Genomic DNA, 20052 nt, shown 5'->3' with positions numbered 1-20052 from the left:
CCATGCTATTGCGCTTTACCAAGATGCACGGCCTGGGCAATGACTTCATGGTCCTCGACCTGATCAGTCAGCATGCCCACGTGCAACCCAAACATGCCAAGCAGTGGGGCGACCGTCACACCGGCGTCGGCTTCGATCAGTTGCTGATCGTCGAACCGCCGAGCCACCCGGACGTCGACTTCCGCTACCGCATCTTCAACTCCGACGGCTCCGAGGTGGAGCAGTGCGGCAACGGCGCGCGCTGCTTCGCCCGCTTCGTGCTGGACAAGCGCCTGACCACCAAGAAGACCATTCGCGTCGAGACCAAGAGCGGCGTGATCGAACTGCGCGTGCAGAACGACGGCCAGGTCTGCGTCAACATGGGCGCACCGCGTCTGGAGCCGGCGCAGGTGCCGTTCCAGGCCGAGCAGGCGGCGCTGACCTATCGCGTCGACGTCGAAGGTCAGAGCGTCGAGCTGGCTGCGCTGTCGATGGGCAACCCGCATGCCGTGCTGCGCGTCGACAACGTCGACAGCGCCCCGGTGCACACCCTCGGACCGAAGCTGGAACATCACCCGCGCTTTCCGCAGCGGGTCAACGTCGGCTTCCTGCAGGTGCTGGACCGCAAGCATGCGCGCCTGCGCGTGTGGGAGCGCGGCGCCGGCGAAACCCAGGCCTGCGGCACCGGCGCCTGCGCCGCCGCGGTCGCGGCGATTCGCCAGGGCTGGATGGATTCGCCCGTGCAACTGGAACTGCCAGGCGGCAAACTGTCCATCGAATGGGCAGGCGAAGGTCAGCCGGTTATGATGACCGGGCCCGCTGCCCGCGTATACGAAGGACAGGTTCGCCTATGACCGACCAGCAGGATTCGCCCAAACCGCTCGATTCGGAAACCGTCGCGGCCTATCTGCGCCTGCATCCGGAATTCTTCATCGACCATGAGGAGCTGATTCCGGAACTGCGTATTCCGCACCAGCCCGGCAATGCCGTGTCGCTGGTCGAACGCCAGGTCAAGCTGCTGCGCGAACGCAACATCGAGATGCGCCACCGCCTCGGCCAGCTGATGGACGTGGCCCGCGACAACGACCGTCTGTTCGACAAGACCCGTCGCCTGGTGCTCGACCTGCTCGATGCCGGCAGCCTGGAAGAGGTGGTCGGCGCAGTGGAGGACAGCCTGCGTCGCGAGTTTCAGGTGCCTTTCGTCGGCCTGATCCTGTTCAGCGACAGCAAGCTGCCGGTGGGCCGCTCGGTTAGTTCGGCCGAAGCCCACCAGCAGATCGGCGGCCTGCTCAGCGGCGGCAAGACCATCTGCGGCGTGCTGCGTCCGCACGAGCTGGAATTCCTCTTCGGCAAGGACGAGGCCGCCCAGGTCGGCTCCGCTGCCGTGGTCAGCCTCAGTCACCAGGGCCTGCATGGCGTGCTGGCCATCGGCAGCGCCGACCCGCAGCATTACAAGAGCTCGCTGGGCACCCTGTTCCTCGGCTATATCGCCGAAGTGCTGGCGCGCGTGGTGCCGAGTTTTTCCACACCGCTGCGCTCGGTACGCTAGATCGTGTAGGGTGGATGGCGCACAGCTCATCCACCATCGGTCCGTTCGGAACCCGGCACGTGACACTTGAAGCCCATCTCGACGCCTACCTTGAACACCTGCGCCGCGAGCGCCAGGTGTCGGTGCATACCCTCGACGGCTACCACCGTGATCTCGGCAAGCTGCTGGCCTTCTGCGAAGCGGAAGGCCTGAGCGACTGGGCCGCGCTGGATACCCGCAGCCTGCGCCGCCTGATCGCCCGCCTGCATGCCCAGGGCCTGGCCAGCCGCAGCCTCGCACGCCTGCTCTCGGCCACCCGCGGCCTGTACCAATACCTGCTGCGCGAGGGCCTGTGCCGCCACGACCCGGCCGCCGGCCTGAGCCCGCCGAAACGCGAACGCCGCCTGCCGCGCACGCTGGACGCCGACCGCAGTGCGCAGCTGCTCGACGGTGCGGTGGAGGACGACTTCATCGCCCGCCGCGATCAGGCCATGCTCGAGCTGTTCTATTCCTCCGGCCTGCGCCTGTCGGAGCTGGTCGGCCTCGATCTCGATGGTCTCGACCTGCCGGCCGGCCTGGTGCGCGTGCGCGGCAAGGGCAACAAGACGCGCGAGCTGCCGGTCGGCAGCATGGCGCGCCAGGCCCTGGAGCAGTGGCTGCCGCTGCGCAAGCTGGCAGGCCCCAGCGATGGCGCCGTGTTCATCAGCCAGCAGGGACGCCGCCTGGGGCCGCGCGCGGTGCAGCTGCGCGTGCGCCAGGCCGGCGTACGCGAGCTGGGCCAGCACCTGCATCCGCACATGCTGCGCCACAGCTTCGCCAGTCATATGCTGGAATCCTCACAGGACCTGCGCGCGGTGCAGGAGCTGCTCGGCCACGCCGACATCGCCACCACGCAGATCTACACCCACCTGGACTTCCAGCACCTGGCCACTGTCTATGATCAGGCCCATCCGCGCGCCAAGCGCAAAGGCGGTTCCGAATGAGCATTGAACTGATCACCTTCGACCTCGACGACACCCTGTGGGACGTCACGCCGGTGATGCAGGACGCCGAGGCGGCCCTGCGCAACTGGCTGGCCCTGCATGCGCCGCGCCTGGGCGCGGTGCCGGTCGAGCACCTGTGGACGGTACGCAGCCGCCTGCTCAACGCGGAGCCCATGCTCAAGCACCGCCTGAGCGAGCTGCGCCGGCGCATTCTGTTTCATGCCCTGGAAGAGGCGGGTTATCCGCACGGTGAGGCACAGGCACTGGCCGAAGCCGGCTTTCAGGTGTTTCTCAACGCCCGCCATCAGGTCGAGCTATTCGCCGAAGTGCACCCGACGCTGGAAGCCCTGGCCGAGCGCTTCATGCTCGGGGTGATCACCAACGGCAATGCCGATGTGCGCCGCCTGGGACTATCGGAGTATTTCCGCTTCGCCCTGTGCGCCGAAGAGCTGGGCATCGGCAAACCCGATCCGAAACCCTTCCGCGAAGCCCTCAGCCGCGCAGGCGGCGTGGCCGCCGAACGCGCCGTGCATATCGGCGATCACCCCAGCGACGATATCGCCGGTGCCCAGGCGGCCGGCATGCGGGCGATCTGGTTCAACCCGCAAGGGCGCATCTGGGAAGGCGAAACCACGCCGGATGCGCAGATCGCCAGCCTGGCCGAGCTGCCGGCGCTGCTGGGCAGCTGGACACGCTGACTCCCGTAGGGTGCGCCGTGCGCACCGCCTGATAGACAAACAAGACCGGTGCGCACGGCGCACCCTACGCGACCCCGCACCACTGAACACAAAAAACCCGCCACAGGGGCGGGTTTCTTGTGGCGTGCCGTCCTCAGATGGGGCGGCTGCCGTATTTGCTGTCGGGCTTCTTGGGTGGGTCGGCGACCACGTTGGGCTCCACCTCCTGCACCTTGCCGCCACGGGCGAGGAACTCCTCCATCGCTCGAGCCAGGGCATCGCGCTCCTTCTGCTTGGCCTCGATGCTGGGCATCTCGTCGACTTCGACGGCCTTGGCCTTGCTCTTCTTGCCGCTGGCTACGATCTCGCCATCGCCGTCGTCGTCGCCACTGTCACCGTCGTCGGCGGCAGCCAGCTCCTCACCGTCGTCCTCGTCAGCCCCTTCCAGATCGTCTTGTTCCAGGTCTTCGTCGCTCATGTTCAACCTCATGACTTGCGAAAAGCAGGTTAGTTATAGCCCAGCCGTGCAGCCTTCACTGCCCGGCCGGAAAAAATTCAAATAGCCTCCCCGTACAGGGTCGCCACCACTCGCCGACTACCGCCATGATCGCGGTGCTCGCCCAGGTAGATGCCCTGCCAGGTGCCCAACGCCAAGCGTCCATCCTGTATCGGCAGCTGCAGCGCACAGCCCAGCAGACTGCTCTTGAAGTGCGCGGGCAGATCGTCCGGCCCTTCGTAATCGTGTTCGTAGCCCGCCTCACCCTGCGGTACCAGGCGGTTGAAGAAGCGTTCGAAATCGCGACGCACCGCAGGGTCGGCATTCTCGTTGACGCTCAAGGACGCCGAGGTGTGCTGCAGCCACAGATGCAACAGACCGACACGCACTTGCGACAGTTCCGGCAATAATTCCAGCACTTCCTCGGTCACCAGATGGAAACCTCGCTCACGCGGACGCAGACTGATAATGCGTTGCTGCCACATCCCAGGTTCACTCCCGTTGGCTCCAGCGCGCGCATTCTAGCGCGGCGCCGGAAAAAACAAAGGGCGCCCGAAGGCGCCCTTTGTGATTTACCGGCGTGTCACTTGTTGGTGAATTCCGGGTAGGCCTCCATACCGCACTCGGCGATATCCACACCCTCGTATTCTTCCTCTTCGCTGACGCGCAGGCCGATCACCGCCTTGATGATGCTCCAGACGATCAGGCTGGCGACGAAGACCCAGGCGAAGATGCTGGCGATGCCCAGCAGCTGAGCGCCCAGCGTGGCGTCGCTGTTGGTCAGGCAGACCGCCAGCAGACCCCAGACGCCGACCACGCCGTGTACGGAGATGGCGCCGACCGGATCGTCGATCTTGACCTTGTCCAGACCGAGGATGGAGAACACCACCAGCGCGCCACCGACGCCGCCGATCAGGGTGGCCTGCAGGGCGCTCGGGGTCAGAGGTTCAGCGGTGATGGCCACCAGGCCGGCCAGAGCACCGTTGAGGGCCATGGTCAGGTCGGCCTTGCCGAACAGGATGCGTGCCACGATCAGTGCGGCGATCAGGCCACCGGCGGCGGCCATGTTGGTGTTGACGAACACCTGAGCCACGGCGTTGGCATCCTCGATGGTGCTCATCTTCAGCTGCGAGCCGCCATTGAAGCCGAACCAGCCCATCCACAGGATGAAGGTACCCAGGGTCGCCAGCGGCAGGTTGCAGCCAGGAATGGCGTTGACCTGACCGTTCGAGCCGTACTTGCCCTTGCGTGCACCGAGCAGCAGGACACCGGCCAGCGCAGCGGAAGCACCGGCCATGTGCACCACGCCGGAACCGGCGAAGTCGAGGAAGCCGGCTTCGTTGAGGAAGCCCGAACCCCATTTCCAGAAGCCCTGAACCGGGTAGATGAAGCCGGTCATGACCACGGCGAAGGCGAGGAAGGCCCACAGCTTCATGCGCTCGGCAACGGCGCCGGAAACGATCGACATGCAGGTCGCGGCGAATACCACCTGGAAGAAGAAGTCCGAACGGGTCGAGTAGTAGGGGGCGTCGTCGCCACCGGCCAGAACGGCCTCGGCCGTGTTCTCGTCACCGATCAGGAAGCCCAGGCTCGGCAGGATGCCGCCTTCCGGGCTGGAATACATGATGTGGTAGCCGATCACCAGGTACATGACGCTGGCCACGGCGTACAGCGCGACGTTCTTGGTCAGGATCTCGGTGGTGTTCTTGGCGCGCACCAGGCCGGATTCGAGCATGGCAAAACCCGCCGCCATCCACATCACCAGGGCACCACAGATCAGAAAGTAGAAGGTATCGAAGCCGTACTGCAATGCAGTCAATGCTGTGTTATCCATTTTTCACCTCTTGCCGGCGCTTTTGTTGTGCGCTATTCGGTTGAAACGTCCAGGTTGGCGCCGGACGCGTTCCGCATGCTTTACAGGTAGTTGTCACGCTCGATCTGGATCGCTGAACCCCTTGCGCCGCAAGGCGACCAGGCGTTCCCATCATGGAGCGCGAGACCTGAGAGGGTCTGGCACAGCAGAGCGGCGACGGCATCGCCAGCTCCGGCATCCGCCCTCGAACACAGCGCATGGCCGGAATTCGAGGACAAAAGGGCTCCTAGCCCTGCGAAAGTTCGCAGAGTCATGGGTTTTACTCCTGGGGCTTGGGGTTCGGAGGCGGCTTAGATCGCGTCGGTATCGGTTTCGCCGGTACGGATGCGAATCGCCTGTTCCAGGTTGACCACGAAGATCTTGCCGTCACCGATCTTGCCGGTGTTGGCCGCCTTGGTGATGGCCTCGATCACGCGATCCAGCTGGTCGTCAGCGATGGCCACGTCGATCTTCACCTTGGGCAGGAAGTCGACCACGTACTCGGCGCCGCGATACAGCTCGGTGTGGCCTTTCTGGCGGCCGAAGCCCTTGACCTCGGTGACGGTAATGCCCTGCACGCCGATCTCCGACAGCGACTCGCGCACGTCGTCCAGCTTGAACGGCTTGATGATGGCAGTGACTAGCTTCATGAAACTCTCTCCCGTGTAAGGTGGACTTGCCCCAGGAATTACGAACCCGGCTCAAGTCTAAGCGCAGTGTCTGGCTTTTGTAATGCACCGGCCGCCCCAGCCTGGCGTGGCCGATACCCACCAACCGCTCCCGACGAAACACTCCCCCGCTTCGCCTGCCGCACCGGAACTGCATCGGTGCATGCGTCGCTGGGCTCCAAGCAGAAAGCTTGCCAGCTCCCGTAAAAGTGCCGCGTATCAAGCTTTTAACGGCAAACCGCGGCATCGGGCTCAGGCTGGAGGCAAGTCATACGCACAAATTTGGTGCGTCGCCCGTCTTGGCGATGCTCAAAAATTGTGCAGCTCGCCCCGGAACGTCTCATGTACAGCTGCGTGCTACACTGCCGGCCGTCTGTACTCGGAACCCGACCATGCTGCCGCCCAAAGCCCTGCTCGACACCCTCAGTAGCCACGCCTCGCGCCTGTTCAGCGGCGACAGCCCGCTGCCGCGCGCCGAACTGGAGGCTCAGTTCAAAGCGCTGCTGCAAAGCGGCTTCAGCAAGCTGGAGCTGGTCAGCCGTGAAGAATTCGACAGCCAGATGGTGGTCCTGGCCCGAACCCGCGCCCGCCTCGAAGCGCTGGAAGCCAAGGTTGCCGAACTGGAAGCCAAGCTGAACCCACCCACCGACTGATCCAACAGGAGGTGGGACCGATCAAGGAGCGATCATGTCCCTGGCCATCGTTCACAGCCGCGCCCAGGTCGGCGTCGAAGCCCCGGCCGTTACCGTCGAAGCGCACCTGGCCAACGGCCTGCCGGCACTGACCCTAGTCGGCCTGCCGGAAACCGCGGTCAAGGAAAGCAAGGACCGCGTGCGCAGCGCCATCCTCAACGCCGCCTTCGAATTCCCCAATCGACGCATCACCCTCAACCTGGCCCCGGCGGATCTGCCGAAGGACGGCGGTCGCTTCGATCTGGCGATCGCCCTGGGGATTCTTGCCGCCAGCGGCCAGGTGCCGGCAGCCAGCCTCGATGAATACGAATGCCTGGGCGAACTGGCGCTGTCCGGCGCCGTGCGTCCGGTACAGGGCGTACTGCCGGCTGCACTGGCCACGCGCGCGGCCGGCCGCACTCTCTTGGTGCCGGCGGCCAATGCCGAGGAAGCCAGCCTGGCCTCGGGCCTGAAGGTGATCGCCGTCGATCACCTGCTGCAGATCGCCGCGCACCTCAACGGCAGCGCCCCGCTCGCGCCCTATCAGGCGCAGGGGCTGCTACGCCAGAGCCTGCCATACCCGGACCTCGCGGAAGTCCAGGGCCAGCTGGCGGCCAAGCGCGCCCTGCTGGTCGCCGCTGCCGGCTCGCACAACCTGCTGCTCAGCGGCCCACCCGGCACCGGCAAGACGCTGCTGGCCAGCCGCCTGCCCGGCCTGCTGCCGCCGCTGGACGAAAGCGAGGCACTGCAGGTCGCCGCGATCCATTCGGTGGCCAGCCATACGCCTTTGCAGCACTGGCCGCAGCGCCCCTTTCGCACACCGCACCATAGCGCCTCGGGGCCGGCCCTGGTCGGCGGCGGCAGTCGCCCGCAGCCCGGCGAAATCACCCTGGCGCATCAGGGGGTGCTGTTCCTCGACGAGTTGCCCGAGTTCGACAGGAAGGTTCTGGAGGTGCTGCGCGAACCCTTGGAGAGCGGCCATATCGTCATCGCCCGGGCCCGCGACAAGGTACGCTTTCCCGCGCGCTTTCAACTGGTGGCGGCGATGAACCCCTGCCCCTGCGGCTACCTGGGCGATGCGAGCAACCGCTGCCGCTGCACCCCGGAGCAGATCCAGCGCTACCGCGCCAAGCTGTCCGGACCGCTGCTCGACCGCATCGACCTGCACCTGACCGTGGCGCGCGAAAGCACGGCGCTGGAGGTGCCGGCGCAGGATGGCGAAAGCACCGCGGAGGCGGCGGCCAAGGTGGCGCGGGCGCGCGAGTTGCAGTTGCAGCGCCAGGGCGTGGCCAACGCCTTTCTCGACCTGCCGGGGCTGCGCCAGCACTGCGCCCTGAGCGAGACGGATCGTCACTGGCTGGAAAATGCCTGCGAACGCCTCGGCCTGTCGCTGCGCGCCGCGCACCGGGTGCTCAAGGTGGCGCGCACCCTGGCCGACCTGGCCGACGAGCGGCAGATCGCACGCACGCATCTGGCCGAGGCGCTGCAGTACCGACCGGGGATGGGATGAGAGCTTGCCGGTGCGCACGGCGCACCCTACGGTTCCGAGCGCGGCCCATCCCGTAGGGTGGCCGTGCGCACCAGGGACCGACTAGGCCGCAGCCGTTACAGCCGCTCCACCTCCGGCAAACGCATCGCCGCCACCTCCGCCAGCAGGTAGTCGCGCAGCCGTTGCAGGCGCGCCTGGGCGCGGTGCGTCCTGGGCCATACCAGGTAGTAGCTGGCCCCGCTGAACACCGCCTGACGCCAGGGCAGGCCGAGCCGGCCGGCATTGACGTCCTCCGCCACCATCAGCAGATCGCCGATGGACACGCCATAGCCGCGCGCCGCCGCGACTATGCCCAGCTCGAGCATGTCGAACAGCTGACCGGTCTTCAGCGGTATGCGCTCGCCCAGGCCGGTGACCTGCAACCAGCGCCGCCAGTCGCGGCGATCCGGGGTCGGGTGCAGTTGCTCAGCCGCCTGCAGACGCGCCAACGACCAGGGGCCGGCTTCGGTGTCCGCGGCCGCGCACACCGGGGTCAGCCATTCCTCGAACAGCAGCACGCTTTCCCATTCATCCGGAAACTGGCCATCGGACAGCAGCACCGCGCAGTCGAAGGGCTCGTGGCGAAAGTCCACCTTGTCGACATCCATCCAGGCGCTGGTCAGCTGCACCTCGCTGTCGGGGTTGGCCAGGCGAAAGTGCGACAGGCGCGCCAGCAGCCAGCGCATGGTCAGGGTCGAGGGCGCCTTCAGACGCAGCACCTGATCATCGGCGCGCAGCGCCGCACTGGCACGCTCCAGGGCATCGAAGCCCTCGCTCAGCCCCGGCAGCAGCGCACGCGCAGGGTCGGTCAGTTGCAGAACGCGGCCACGTCGCTCGAACAGGCGGCAGCCGAAGTAGTCCTCCAGCGTGCGGATATGCCGGCTCACCGCACTCTGGGTGATGGCCAGCTCTTCGGCGGCGCGGGTGAAGGACGCGTGGCGGGCCGCGGCCTCGAAGGCGCGCAGCGCATACAGCGGTGGCAGGCGACGATTCATGGCATCCATCCATGAGTTTTAGTCATGCCTCGCATGGCTTTTTTCCTTTTGTGAGCATCCGACTAAAACCACAGAATAGCTGTCATCACGCATTCCCCGACAGTCCGGGGCTGCTTATCCTGCCGAAGTTTTACTCATCATGAAGAATTCTCTTGGTCACGAGCTGGGCGCGCTGCTGCGCCTGGCCGGCCCGCTGATCTCCGCCCAGCTGGCCCACGCGCTGATGATCTTCACCGATACGCTGATGATGGCGATGCTCGGCCCCAAGCAGCTGGCTGGCGGCGCGCTGGGCGCCACCTGCTACTTCATCTTCTCGATCTTCTGCACCGGGGTGATCGCCGCCGTGGGCAGCCTGGTCGCCATCCGCCATGGCGCCGGCGATCCGCAAGGGGTCACCCGCCTGCTGCAGAACGGCCTGTGGCTGGCGCTGCTGCTGGGCATGGTCAGCGCGCTGTGCCTCAATGGCCTGGGCCCGCTGCTGCCGCATCTGGGCCAGGCGCCCGATGCCGCGGGTCTGGCCATGGAGTTCCTGCGCCCGCTGTCGCTGGCCCTGCCCGGCTACCTGTGCTTCATGGCCCTGCGCGGTTTCACCAGCGCCATCGGCCATCCCGGCCCGGTGATGGCCATCAGCATCGCCGGCACGGCGGCCAACTTCGTCATCAACTATGCACTGATCAAGGGCTGGTTCGGCCTGCCCAGCCTGGGCCTGGGCCTGGGCGGCATCGGCATGACCACGGCGCTGGTCAGCACCGGCATGGCCCTGGCCTTGGCGCTGTACATCCTGCGTGCGCCGCACTACCGCCTGTACGGCTTGCGCAGCGGCCTGGGCCGCCCGCAGCGCGCGCAGATGCGCTCATTGCTGCGCCTGGGCCTGCCCATCGGCGGCACCTACGCCGCCGAGCAGGGGCTGTTCACCTTTGCCACCCTGTGCATGGGCGCTTTGGGCAGCGTACAGCTGGCGGCGCATCAGATCGCCATGCAGACCGTGGCACTGGCCTTCATCGTGCCGCAGGGCCTGTCCTATGCCGTGACCTTCCGCGTCGGCCTGCACTACGGTGCCGGGCGTCTGCCGCTGTCGCGCCTCAGCGGTCATCTGGGCATGGGTCTGGGCGCGGCGCTGATGCTGCTGTTCGCCCTGCTGTTCTGGCTGCTGCCGGAATGGATCATCGGTTTGTTTCTCGACCGTCACGATCCGGCCTTTGCCGAGATCGTGACCCTGGCGGTCAGCCTGCTGGCGATCGCCGCCTGGTTCGAGCTGTTCGATGGCCTGCAGAGCATCGCCATGGGCGCCATTCGCGGGCTGAACGACGGTCGCACGACCCTGGTGATCGGCCTGGCCGGCTACTGGTGCGTGGGCGCGCCGCTGGCCTGGCTGCTGGCCTTCGCCCTCGGCTGGGGCGCACAGGGCGTCTGGTGGGGGCTGGCGGCCGGCCTGGCGGTGACCGCGAGCGGCCTGGTGCTGGGCTTCCAGTGGAAGACGGCACGCCTGCAGCGGCAGGACAGGGTCGACGGCGAAGTTTGCCTGTCCTGATGGCATGGGCGGTGCGCGCGGCGCACCCCTGGTGTCAGGACGGCGTTACCGCCAGCAGCGGCTGGCGCTGACCGAACACCAGGAAACGCGCCAGCTCGGCCAGCGGCACGGCCTTGCTGATCAGGTAGCCCTGAACCTGATCGCAACCGAACTGGCGCAGCATGTCCAGTTGCTCGATGTTTTCCACCCCTTCGGCCACCACTTCCAGATTGAGGTTGTGCGCCAGGTTGATCATCGCCCGCACCAACTGGCGATTCTCGGCGCGCGCGCCCATGCCGCCGACGAAACTGCGATCGATCTTCAACAGGGTGATGGGCAGGCTGTTGAGATGGACGAAGGAAGAGAAGCCGGTGCCGAAGTCGTCCAGCGAAAAACGCACGCCCAGCCGCCCCAGGGCCAGCATGGTCTGCTGCACCTGATCGCTGCGCCGCATCACCGCGGTCTCGGTCAGTTCGAACTCCAGCCACTGCGCATCCACCCCGCGCTCCTCGATCAGGCGGCTGAGGGTCGGCAGCAGCTGACTGTCCTGGAACTGGCGGAACGACAGGTTGATCGCCATGTGCAGGGCCGGCAGGCCACGCCCGCGCAGCCACTGCATGTCGCGCAGGGCGCGGGAGATGACCCAGTAGCCGAGCGGCACGATCAGCCCCGTTTCCTCGGCCAGCGGCACGAATTCGTTGGGCGAGAGCAGGCCTCGCTCGCCGTGCTGCCAGCGCACCAGCGCCTCCAGGCCGACGATGCGCCCGCTCTGCAGGCACAGGCGCGGTTGATAATGCAGCTCCAGTTCGTCGCGGCGCAGGGCGCGGCGCAGCTCGCCTTCCAGATCGGCCTGACTGCGCGCACTGCGGTTGAGGCGCTCGTCGTAGACATGGAACACGCAGCCCTGCTGACTCTTGGCCTGCTGCATGGCGATGTGCGCGTGCCACAGCAAGGGATCGGCCCCCTCGCCCGCACGGGCATGGGCCAGGCCCAGGCTGCAACCGATCAGCAGGCTCTCGCCATCGACCCAGTAGGGCTCGGCCAGCACCTCGGTGATGCGCTCGGCCAGGCTCTCGACCCGCAGCGGATCGCGGCGCACATCGAGCAGCAGGGCGAATTCGTCGCTGCCCAGGCGGGCGATCTGATCGCAGGGCTGCAGCAGGCTCTTCAGGCGCGCCACCACCTGCAGGATCAGGCGATCACCAGCCTGATAGCCGAGGGCGTCGTTGGCGTGGCGGAAGTTGTCCAGATCGAGATGGCCGAGCACCAGGCCGCGACCGTTGCATTCGGCCAGGCGCGCGGCGAGCAGGGTCTGGAAACCCTGACGGTTGGCGATGCCGGTCAGCGGGTCCTGCTCGGCCAGGCGCTGCAGGGTCTGACGCAGATTGCCCTGCTCGCGCACGTAGCGCAGGCAGCGGCGCAGCACGTCGAGGTTGAGGCTGCCGCGCACCAGCCAGTCACTGACGCCGCTGGGCTCTTCGACGGGTTCCTCGTCGAGCAGCAGGACGATCGGCAAGGGGCATTGATGAGGGTCGGGAAGGCGATCGGCGGTGGTCAGCAACAAGCCGCTGGCGTGGTCGTCGAACAGCGTGCTGGCAGCCGCCCAGGACGGCGCCGTGATCAGCGGAGATGGGCTGCCCAGGGCGCTGAGTTGCTCGCGCAACAATTCGGCCCAATCGGACGTATCCGCCAGCAGGACTAACCGCGAGGGTTCGACGAGCGTGGACAAGCAACCTCCCCCAACAACACTGAAGTGATGGCGAATCGCGTCGCCTGAGCGCGTCGTAATCGACGTCTAATCAACCACATCCGTGTGAAAGGTAGAGCACATCCTGAGGTATAGCCAAAAAACCGGCAAGTGCCACCAGAGTACTGCAATCGGCTGAATAACCAAGCGCGCCGCCCATCAAATACGTGCACCAGGCCACAGTTCCGGACGGTCGCGGCACAAGCGGCCAGGCCTGTTAAAATGCGCGGCCTTTTCCCAGTGATCGATCCCATGTCCCGACTGAATCCCCGGCAACAAGAGGCCGTGAACTACGTCGGCGGCCCACTTCTGGTGCTCGCCGGTGCAGGCTCCGGCAAGACCAGCGTGATCACCCGCAAGATTGCCCATCTGGTGCAGAACTGCGGCATCCAGGCGCGACACATCGTCGCCATGACCTTCACCAACAAGGCCGCGCGCGAGATGAAGGAGCGCGTCGGCACCCTGCTGCGCGGCAGCGAGGCGCGCGGGCTGACCGTGTCCACCTTCCACAACCTGGGCATGAACATCATCCGCAAGGAGTACGCGCGCCTGGGCTACAAGCCCGGTTTCTCGATCTTCGACGACGGCGACATCAAGGCGCTGCTCACCGACATCATGCAGAAGGAATACGCCGGCGACGACGGGGCCGACGAGGTGAAGAACCTCATCGACAGCTGGAAGAACGACCTGATCCTGCCCGACGAGGCGCTGGCCAAGGCGCGCGGGCCCAAGGAGCAGACCGCGGCCATCGTCTACCTGCACTACCAGCGCACGCTCAAGGCGTACAACGCGGTGGACTTCAACGACCTTATCCTGCTGCCGGTCAAGCTCTTCCAGGAGCACCCCGACATCCTCGAGAAGTGGCAGAACCGCATCCGCTACCTGCTGGTGGACGAATACCAGGACACCAACGCCAGCCAGTACCTGCTGGTGAAGATGCTGGTGGGCATGCGCAACCAGTTCACCGTGGTCGGTGACGACGACCAGTCGATCTACGCCTGGCGCGGCGCGCGCCCGGAAAACCTGATGCTGCTCAAAGAGGACTATCCGTCGCTGAAGGTGGTGATGCTGGAGCAGAACTACCGCTCCACCAGCCGCATCCTCAAGTGCGCCAACATCCTCATCGCCAACAACCCCCACGTGTTCGAGAAGCAGCTGTGGTCGGAGATGGGCCATGGCGACGAGATTCGCGTGATCCGCACGCGCAACGAGGAGGCCGAGTGCGAGCGGGTGGCGCTGGAAATCCTCACCGAGCACCTGCGCACCCAGCGCCCCTACAGCGACTTCGCCATCCTCTACCGCGGCAACTACCAGGCCAAGCTGATGGAGCTGAAGCTGCAGCACCACCAGATTCCCTATCGCCTCTCCGGGGGCACCAGCTTCTTCGCCCGCCAGGAGGTGAAGGACCTGATGAGCTACTTCCGCCTGCTGGTCAACCCGGACGACGACAACGCCTTCCTGCGCGTGATCAACGTGCCGCGCCGCGAGATCGGCTCGACCACCCTGGAAAAGCTCGGCAACTATGCCAGCGAGCGCAAGATCAGCATGTACGCCGCGGCTGGCGAGATCGGCCTCGGCGAACACCTCGACGCGCGCTTCACCGAGCGCCTGCAGCGCTTCACCCGCTGGATGGACCGCGTGCGCCAGGAGTGCGCGCAGAACGACCCGATCGCCGCCATCCGCAGCATGGTCATGGACATCGATTACGAGAACTGGCTGCGGCAGAACGCCTCCAGCGACAAGGTGGCCGACGCGCGCATGGGCAACGTCTGGTTCCTCGTCGACGCGCTGAAGAACACCCTGGAGCGCGACGAAGACGGCGACATGACCATCGAGGACGCCATCGGCAAACTGGTGCTGCGCGACATGCTCGAGCGCCAGCAGGAGGAGGAAGAAGGCGCCGAGGGCGTGCAGATGATGACCATGCACGCCTCCAAGGGCCTGGAGTTCCCCTCGGTGTACATCATCGGCTTCGAGGAGGAGATCCTCCCGCACCGCTCCAGCATCGAGGCCGACACCATCGAGGAAGAGCGGCGCCTGGCCTATGTCGGCATCACCCGCGCCAAACGCAACCTGACCCTGACCTTCGCCGCCAAGCGCAAGCAGTACGGCGAGGTGATCGACTGCTCGCCGAGCCGTTTCCTCGACGAGCTGCCGCCGGAAGATCTGGTGTGGGAAGGCCTGGAGGAAGCGCCGGTGGAAGTGAAGGCCGCGCGCGGCAACGACGCCCTGGCCAACATGCGCGCGCTACTCAAGCGCTGAAACCGGCTCTTGCTGTCTGGTGGGCCAAAGCGGATCGCCACCCGGCCCACCCTACCGCGCTGGTGTATGGTCGCTGGTCGGTGGGCTTCGGCCCACCACTCCAATGCCGCTGGCACCCTCGTCGTATTTGCCAGTCAGAAGAAGACATCGTTCAGAAACAGGGGCTGGAACCATGCGCACATTCACGCTCGACATTGATGCCCTGACTCGACTGATCAACGGCCGCGAACAGCAGGAAAACTGGCTGGATCTGGAAAGCGGCAAGGTCCTGACCCTGCCTGCAGAAGACCAGTACAGCGAGGAGCGCCAGCAAGTGGAACTCGAGCCGGATCGCTATACGCGCATACCCAACCTCGACGTGCCGCAGCGCGTGGCCATGCGCGAGTCCTTCCTGTTCACCCTCGACGATGTGCATGCCCATCCCCTGCTCAGTGCCGCGCTGACCGGCCGCAAGCCGCTGCGCTCGTTCGACTACGAGATCGAGGCCTTTCCGGCGCTGCGTGAGCAATGGCAGGCCTTCGAGCTCAAGCAACTGCGCGAATTTGCGCTCAACTGGCTCTACGAACTGGGCCTGGAGCCAGCGCCGGACAAGCTGCCCCTGGATACGCGCGGCATTCCCAAGGACATCCTGCGCCGTCTGACCAAGAGCGCCTGACCGGGTCCCGCCGGCCCGGATAACCTGTCCGACCGATCAGATGCCTACGACTGTCGGGCAGCCTTAGGTATCACTACACATTGCCGGGCGTTTTGAGCGAAAATCCGCCGCTTTCAGCCGGCCGGGGAAGCGCCATGGAATCCTTGAAACAGAAGATACTCAGCGAAGGCATCGTCCTTTCCGATCAGGTGCTGAAGGTCGACGCCTTCCTCAACCACCAGATCGATCCGGCGCTGATGCAGCAGATCGGTCACGAGTTCGCCCAGCGCTTCGCCGGCCAGGGCATCACCAAGATCGTCACCATCGAGGCCTCCGGCATCGCCCCGGCGGTGATGGCCGGCCTCGAGCTGGGCATCCCGGTGATCTTCGCGCGCAAGTTCCAGTCGCTGACGCTCAAGGACGACCTGCTGATCTCCAAGGTGTTCTCCTTCACCAAACAGACCGAAAGCACCATCGCCATTTCCGCCCGTCACCTGACCGCTGCCGACAAGGTGCTGGTGATCGACGACTTCCTCGCCAACGGTCACGCCGCCAAGGCGCTGATCGACCTGATCCAGCAGGCCGGCGCCCAGGTGGCCGGCATCGGCATCGTCATCGAGAAATCCTTCCAGGAAGGCCGCAACCTGCTGGAGAGCGAAGGCTACCGCGTCGAGTCGCTGGCCCGGGTCGCGGCGCTGGAAAACGGCCAGGTACGTTTTCTCGACTGAGCGCCTGTCGATGCACATCGCTGCCCCGGCGCTCAGCATGACCAGGGCAGCCAAGCAAGCCTACGCCGAGGCGGTGGCCTGCAGGCCCGCCAGCAACAGCCGCTGGTAGAGGGTTTCGCGCACGCCGTCCGGCGCCTCCAGGCCCATGCGCCGCAGATGTTCGGCATAGGCGAGCGGCTCAGGCGCATCGAGCGTGGCCTTGCCCAGCTCGAGCGCCTCGCTCAGGTGCAGCTTGCTCTTGAGCCAGCCCAGCGCGCGCACCAGATCGGCCTCCACGCTGCTGAAATCACTGCCCAGCGGGTACTCGGGAAACAGCGCGGGAAAGTCCGCACGCACCTTGTCCAGCCGCTCCGGCAGGTTGTTGCTGAAGCGCGCATCCAGGCGGAAATCGGCCGCCAGCTTGCCCGCCTGCTGGGCCTGGGCGATCAGCTCGGGCTGGAAGCGCGAGTCGCTGATGGCGAGCAGCGCCTCGATCACCTGGGCATCGGTCTTGCCGCGCAGATCAGCGATGCCGTATTCGGTCACCACCATGTCGCGCAGGTGCCGCGGAATGGTGGCGTGGCCATAGTCCCAGACGATGTTGGAACTGACCTGGCCGCCGGACTCGCGCCAGCTGCGCAGCAGCAGGATGGAGCGCGCGCCCTCCAGCGCATGAGCCTGGGCGACGAAGTTGTACTGACCACCCACGCCGCTGAGCACCCGGCCGTCCTCGAGCTGGTCGGCGACGCCCGCACCGAGCAGGGTCATGGTGAAGACCGTATTGATGAAGCGCGCGTCGCGGCGCTGCAGGCGCTTGAGCTCTTCCTGGCCGTACAGCTCGTTGATGTAGCGGATACCGGTCATGGCGAAGCGCTGTCGCGCGGCGTCATCCAGTTCGCGCAGGCGGCTATAGAAGGCCCCCGGGCCGAGAAAGAAGCCGCCGTGCAGCACCACGCCGCCCTGCGCCGCGCCCAGGTAGGGCGCCAGACAGACCTGGGTCTGCGGATCGCTCAGATCCGCCACGGTTCGGCTGCCATCCGGCAGATACAGCCAGCCTTCCTCCAGTTGCAGGTCGCCCTGCAGCAACCCGCTGCCAGACAGCCAGCCAAGATCGCCAGGCTGCAGCCGCGCCGGCAACCCGGCATCGGCCAGCGCCTGCACGCTGTGCGGGCGCCCCGAGGCATCCAGCGCGCCCGCCAGGGCCAGGCGTTGCAGACGCAGGTCCGGATAGACCGCACGCCGCAGCAGGCCGGCCTCGGCCAATGCCAGCAAACCGTTGACGAACATCTCGCTGCAGCCGTATAGCCCCTGTTCGAGCGGCGCCAGGCCACCGTTGGCGGCGATTTCCCCGGCCCAGCCCTCGCCGCCGCGCAACGCCTGCAGCACCGCACGGTAGCGGGCATTGTCGGCTTGCCTGGCGATCAGCGCCGCCGCCAGGGCGTCGCCCATCGCACCGATGCCGATCTGCAGCGTGCCGCCGTCGCGCACCAGGGTGCTGGCGAACAGGCCGATGCAATGATCCTGGGTCGTCACCGGCATGTTCGGCGTGGAGAACAGCGTGGTCCGCTCGTCCTCGACGATGTGGATGTCGAAGGTGTCGCGCGGCAGCTGGGCGTCGCCTGCCATGTAGGGCAGGTCGTGGTGAATCTGGGCGACGCTGAGCACCTTCTCGCCAGCGGCGCGGCGGCGCTGCAGCAACGGCAGCAGGTCGAGGGTCACGTCCGGGTTGCAGCTCAGGCTGAAATGCTCCGGCCGCTGGTCATCGCCAGCCACCAGCTGGGCCACCAGGTTCAGACCCTTGGCATTGAGGTCGCGGGCGACGTGGCTGTAATTGCTGCTGATGTAGTCCTGCTGCGCCGGCTCGCAGTCGAGCAGACTGCCGGGCTGGAAGAAGAACTGCTCCACGCGCACGTTGGCCGGCAGGCTGTCGGCGTGCAGGTCGGCGAGAAAGTCCAGCTCGGGATAGTCGCCGTAGACCCGCGCGACGAAGGGGTCGAGCAGACGCCGCTGCAGCTCCTGCCCGGCCCGCGGCCGCCCCAGGCACAGCGCGGTGTAGATCGTCAGCTGCCGCTCGGGCATCTCGCGCACCCGCGCGTACAGGGCATTGACCCAGCGATTGGGCTTGCCCAGACCAAGCGGCAGACCGAGATGGATCGGCCCATCCAGCTCGCTGAGCACATGATCGACGGCTTGTTCGAGGGTACAGCTGTGCGGCATCTGGCGCTCCTCGCGGCATCCTTGACGAATGATGCTTGGACTGCCTGGCTACCAGCATGGTTGCATGCCATCGCCTTAAGAGCCTGCTCACGATCTGCTGCGCGTCGGCCCTACTGCGTTAAGAACAGGCTGGAGCGCCAGCCCGGTCGGAAGCCGCTTGCGGCTAACGCACTTTAGTGCGGCCCCGGAGGGGCGAGCGAAGCGAGTACTGCTCATTTACAGCTCGTAAAGTCGAGCGCGACTCCGGGCGTTCCTCGCCTATTTGATTCGCTGGCGCTCTCCCTTCGGGCCAGCCTTCGGCTGTTACTCCCGTGGGTCGTTGCGCCTTGTATGGCTCTAGCTCGCGAGCTCGTGAGCAGGCTCTAAACGAAAAAACCGCCCAGAGGGCGGTTTTTTCAGCGAAGCGTCGGGTCTTACAGACCGGACATCTTCTTGATCGCGTCGCGCAGTTCGTCTTCCGAGCAATCGGCGCAGGTGCCTTTCGGCGGCATGGCGTTGATGCCGGAGATGGCAGCGGCAAGGATGCCGTCGAGGCCGCCCTGATGGTCGGCACGCTCTTTCCAGGCAGCGGTGTCGCCGATCTTCGGCGCGCCCAGCACGCCGGCGGCATGGCAGGCGTTGCAGTGCTTGGCGATGATGTCGTCGGTGCTGCGTGCGCCGCCAGCGGCCACGGCAACGGCGCCGACGCCCTTGCATTCTTCACCCATGATGCACACTTCGCCCACCGGCTTGAGGCGCTCGGCGATGGCTTCATCGGTCGTGGCCTGAGCAGTCACTGCCCACAGGGCCAATACGGCAGCCGGTACTGCCAGCATTTTCTTCATCAGATTCACGGTACACCCTCTTCGTGGCTAGTCACGCCCGCGGCCACGGATTCGCGAGCGGGCGACAGTATAACGGCAAGCCGCCCCGGCCGAAACAACCCATATTGTCGCAGGGTTATTGATCAGAAGTTCGCTGGCGTGGTGGCACTGATCAAGCGTGCCGGCTCGTCGAACGGGTTGCGAAAGCGATGCGGCTTGCTGCTCTCGAAGTAGTAGCTGTCGCCCGGCTCGAGCACGAACACCTCGCTGCCGACGGTCAGCTCCAGCTTGCCTTCGACCAGCATGCCCGCCTCTTCGCCCTCATGGGCATACATCTCGTCGCCGGTATCGGCACCTGCCGGATAGGTCTCGTCAAGGAAGGCGATGGCACGGCTCGGATGCGCCTTGCCGATCAGCTTCATGGTGATGGCGCCACTGCAGATATCGGTGAGTTCGGAGGCCCGGTAGACCACCTGGGTCTGGTTCTCCTGCTCCAGATCGAGGGAGAAGAACTCCACCAGCGACATGGGAATGCCACCGAGCACCTTCTTCAGCGAACTGATCGAGGGGCTTACGCTGTTCTTCTCGATCATCGAGATGGTGCTGTTGGTGACGCCCGCCCGCTTGGCGAGTTCACGCTGGGAAAGGCCTTTGAGCTTACGGATCGATTGCAGTCGAACGCCGACGTCCAATGCTGGTGTCCCCCTTGGGATTGATGCGGAAAAGTGTCCGTATCATGGCATAGCGTTCGGAATTTACAACACTGGCGTTCACGCTCGCCCACAGCCGCCAATC

General features: G+C 65.8%; 19 protein-coding genes. 10 read left to right on the top strand and 9 right to left on the bottom strand.

Translation table 11 applies throughout. The features are described 5' to 3' along the window. Positions 1-2: 2 nt before the first annotated feature. The 4 genes from dapF to N7333_RS06060 are packed head-to-tail and all read left to right on the top strand — an operon-like array spanning position 3 to position 3188. On the top strand, positions 3-833 hold the full coding sequence (gene dapF / locus N7333_RS06075) for a diaminopimelate epimerase (RefSeq protein ID WP_011920560.1): 831 nt from the start codon (positions 3-5) through the stop codon (positions 831-833). Further along, a complete protein-coding gene (locus N7333_RS06070) occupies positions 830-1528 on the top strand; it encodes a DUF484 family protein (protein ID WP_011920559.1) in 699 nt (232 codons plus the stop codon). Before dapF ends, N7333_RS06070 begins: the two co-directional genes overlap by 4 nt. Before the next feature lie 14 nt (positions 1529-1542). Next, positions 1543-2490 carry a tyrosine recombinase XerC gene (gene xerC, locus N7333_RS06065; protein ID WP_129482020.1) on the top strand — a complete coding sequence of 316 codons (948 nt, stop codon included), beginning with the start codon at positions 1543-1545 and terminating at the stop codon, positions 2488-2490. Next, positions 2487-3188 carry an HAD-IA family hydrolase gene (locus N7333_RS06060; RefSeq protein WP_003242368.1) on the top strand — a complete coding sequence of 234 codons (702 nt, stop codon included), beginning with the start codon at positions 2487-2489 and terminating at the stop codon, positions 3186-3188. Before xerC ends, N7333_RS06060 begins: the two co-directional genes overlap by 4 nt. Positions 3189-3321: 133 nt before the next feature. Here N7333_RS06060 and sutA read toward each other — a convergent pair whose 3' ends face one another. The 4 genes from sutA to glnK all read right to left on the bottom strand — a co-directional run bounded on the left by sutA (position 3322) and on the right by glnK (position 6165). Next, positions 3322-3645, bottom strand: a complete 324-nt coding sequence (gene sutA, locus N7333_RS06055) for a transcriptional regulator SutA (protein WP_003242366.1) — start codon at positions 3643-3645, stop codon at positions 3322-3324. A gap of 77 nt (positions 3646-3722) precedes the next feature. Continuing rightward, on the bottom strand, positions 3723-4148 hold the full coding sequence (locus tag N7333_RS06050) for a secondary thiamine-phosphate synthase enzyme YjbQ (protein ID WP_003242364.1): 426 nt from the start codon (positions 4146-4148) through the stop codon (positions 3723-3725). A gap of 98 nt (positions 4149-4246) precedes the next feature. Further along, the gene (locus N7333_RS06045; protein ID WP_011920556.1) at positions 4247-5497 is read right to left on the bottom strand and encodes an ammonium transporter; all 1251 of its coding nucleotides are present in this window, start codon (positions 5495-5497) and stop codon (positions 4247-4249) included. A 329-nt stretch (positions 5498-5826) separates the two neighbouring features. After that, positions 5827-6165, bottom strand: coding sequence for a P-II family nitrogen regulator (gene glnK, locus N7333_RS06040; RefSeq protein WP_003096476.1), 339 nt, complete (start codon positions 6163-6165; stop codon positions 5827-5829). A 410-nt stretch (positions 6166-6575) separates the two neighbouring features. On the opposite strand from glnK, the gene N7333_RS06035 reads away from it, so the two are divergent. Together N7333_RS06035 and N7333_RS06030 are read left to right on the top strand one after the other, a co-directional pair. Further along, positions 6576-6836, top strand: coding sequence for an accessory factor UbiK family protein (locus N7333_RS06035; RefSeq protein ID WP_003242360.1), 261 nt, complete (start codon positions 6576-6578; stop codon positions 6834-6836). A gap of 34 nt (positions 6837-6870) precedes the next feature. Next, entirely contained in the window at positions 6871-8364 is a 1494-nt protein-coding gene (locus N7333_RS06030) for a YifB family Mg chelatase-like AAA ATPase (protein WP_129482021.1), read from the top strand. A gap of 95 nt (positions 8365-8459) precedes the next feature. On the opposite strand, the gene N7333_RS06025 is transcribed toward N7333_RS06030, so the two are convergent. Further along, positions 8460-9377: a LysR substrate-binding domain-containing protein gene (locus tag N7333_RS06025; RefSeq protein ID WP_003242358.1), complete on the bottom strand. Its 918-nt coding sequence runs from the start codon at positions 9375-9377 to the stop codon at positions 8460-8462. Between the two features lie 139 nt (positions 9378-9516). On the opposite strand from N7333_RS06025, the gene N7333_RS06020 reads away from it, so the two are divergent. After that, positions 9517-10908: a NorM family multidrug efflux MATE transporter gene (locus N7333_RS06020; RefSeq protein WP_129482023.1), complete on the top strand. Its 1392-nt coding sequence runs from the start codon at positions 9517-9519 to the stop codon at positions 10906-10908. Positions 10909-10942: 34 nt separating this feature from the next. Here the strand turns inward: N7333_RS06020 and N7333_RS06015 are convergent, their stop codons facing one another. Continuing rightward, a complete protein-coding gene (locus tag N7333_RS06015; protein WP_279858579.1) occupies positions 10943-12616 on the bottom strand; it encodes a bifunctional diguanylate cyclase/phosphodiesterase in 1674 nt (557 codons plus the stop codon). A 270-nt stretch (positions 12617-12886) separates the two neighbouring features. Between N7333_RS06015 and rep the strand changes: the two genes are divergently transcribed. The 3 genes from rep (at position 12887) to N7333_RS06000 (ending at position 16258) form a co-directional block, all read left to right on the top strand. Continuing rightward, complete coding sequence (rep, locus tag N7333_RS06010; protein WP_129482024.1) at positions 12887-14896, top strand: DNA helicase Rep; 2010 nt, start codon at positions 12887-12889, stop codon at positions 14894-14896. A 172-nt stretch (positions 14897-15068) separates the two neighbouring features. Beyond that, positions 15069-15551 (top strand): UPF0158 family protein, encoded by a 483-nt coding sequence (locus tag N7333_RS06005; protein WP_003242354.1) that lies wholly within the window; start codon positions 15069-15071, stop codon positions 15549-15551. A gap of 134 nt (positions 15552-15685) precedes the next feature. Beyond that, entirely contained in the window at positions 15686-16258 is a 573-nt protein-coding gene (locus N7333_RS06000; RefSeq protein WP_003242352.1) for a xanthine phosphoribosyltransferase, read from the top strand. 60 nt (positions 16259-16318) lie between these two features. Here the strand turns inward: N7333_RS06000 and N7333_RS05995 are convergent, their stop codons facing one another. The 3 genes from N7333_RS05995 to N7333_RS05985 form a co-directional block, all read right to left on the bottom strand. Beyond that, entirely contained in the window at positions 16319-18454 is a 2136-nt protein-coding gene (locus N7333_RS05995; protein ID WP_129482025.1) for an acetyl-CoA hydrolase/transferase C-terminal domain-containing protein, read from the bottom strand. Between the two features lie 413 nt (positions 18455-18867). After that, positions 18868-19287, bottom strand: a complete 420-nt coding sequence (locus tag N7333_RS05990; RefSeq protein ID WP_003242347.1) for a c-type cytochrome — start codon at positions 19285-19287, stop codon at positions 18868-18870. A gap of 113 nt (positions 19288-19400) precedes the next feature. Continuing rightward, the gene (locus tag N7333_RS05985; protein ID WP_003242346.1) at positions 19401-19949 is read right to left on the bottom strand and encodes a cupin domain-containing protein; all 549 of its coding nucleotides are present in this window, start codon (positions 19947-19949) and stop codon (positions 19401-19403) included. Positions 19950-20052: the final 103 nt, after the last annotated feature.

Source organism: Pseudomonas sp. GD04158, from assembly GCF_029834875.1.
In the GTDB taxonomy this organism is placed as follows: Bacteria; Pseudomonadota; Gammaproteobacteria; order Pseudomonadales; family Pseudomonadaceae; genus Aquipseudomonas; species Aquipseudomonas hydrolytica.
The sequence above is the reverse complement of the archived record's forward strand: the minus strand, read 5'-3'. Positions and strand labels throughout refer to the sequence as shown.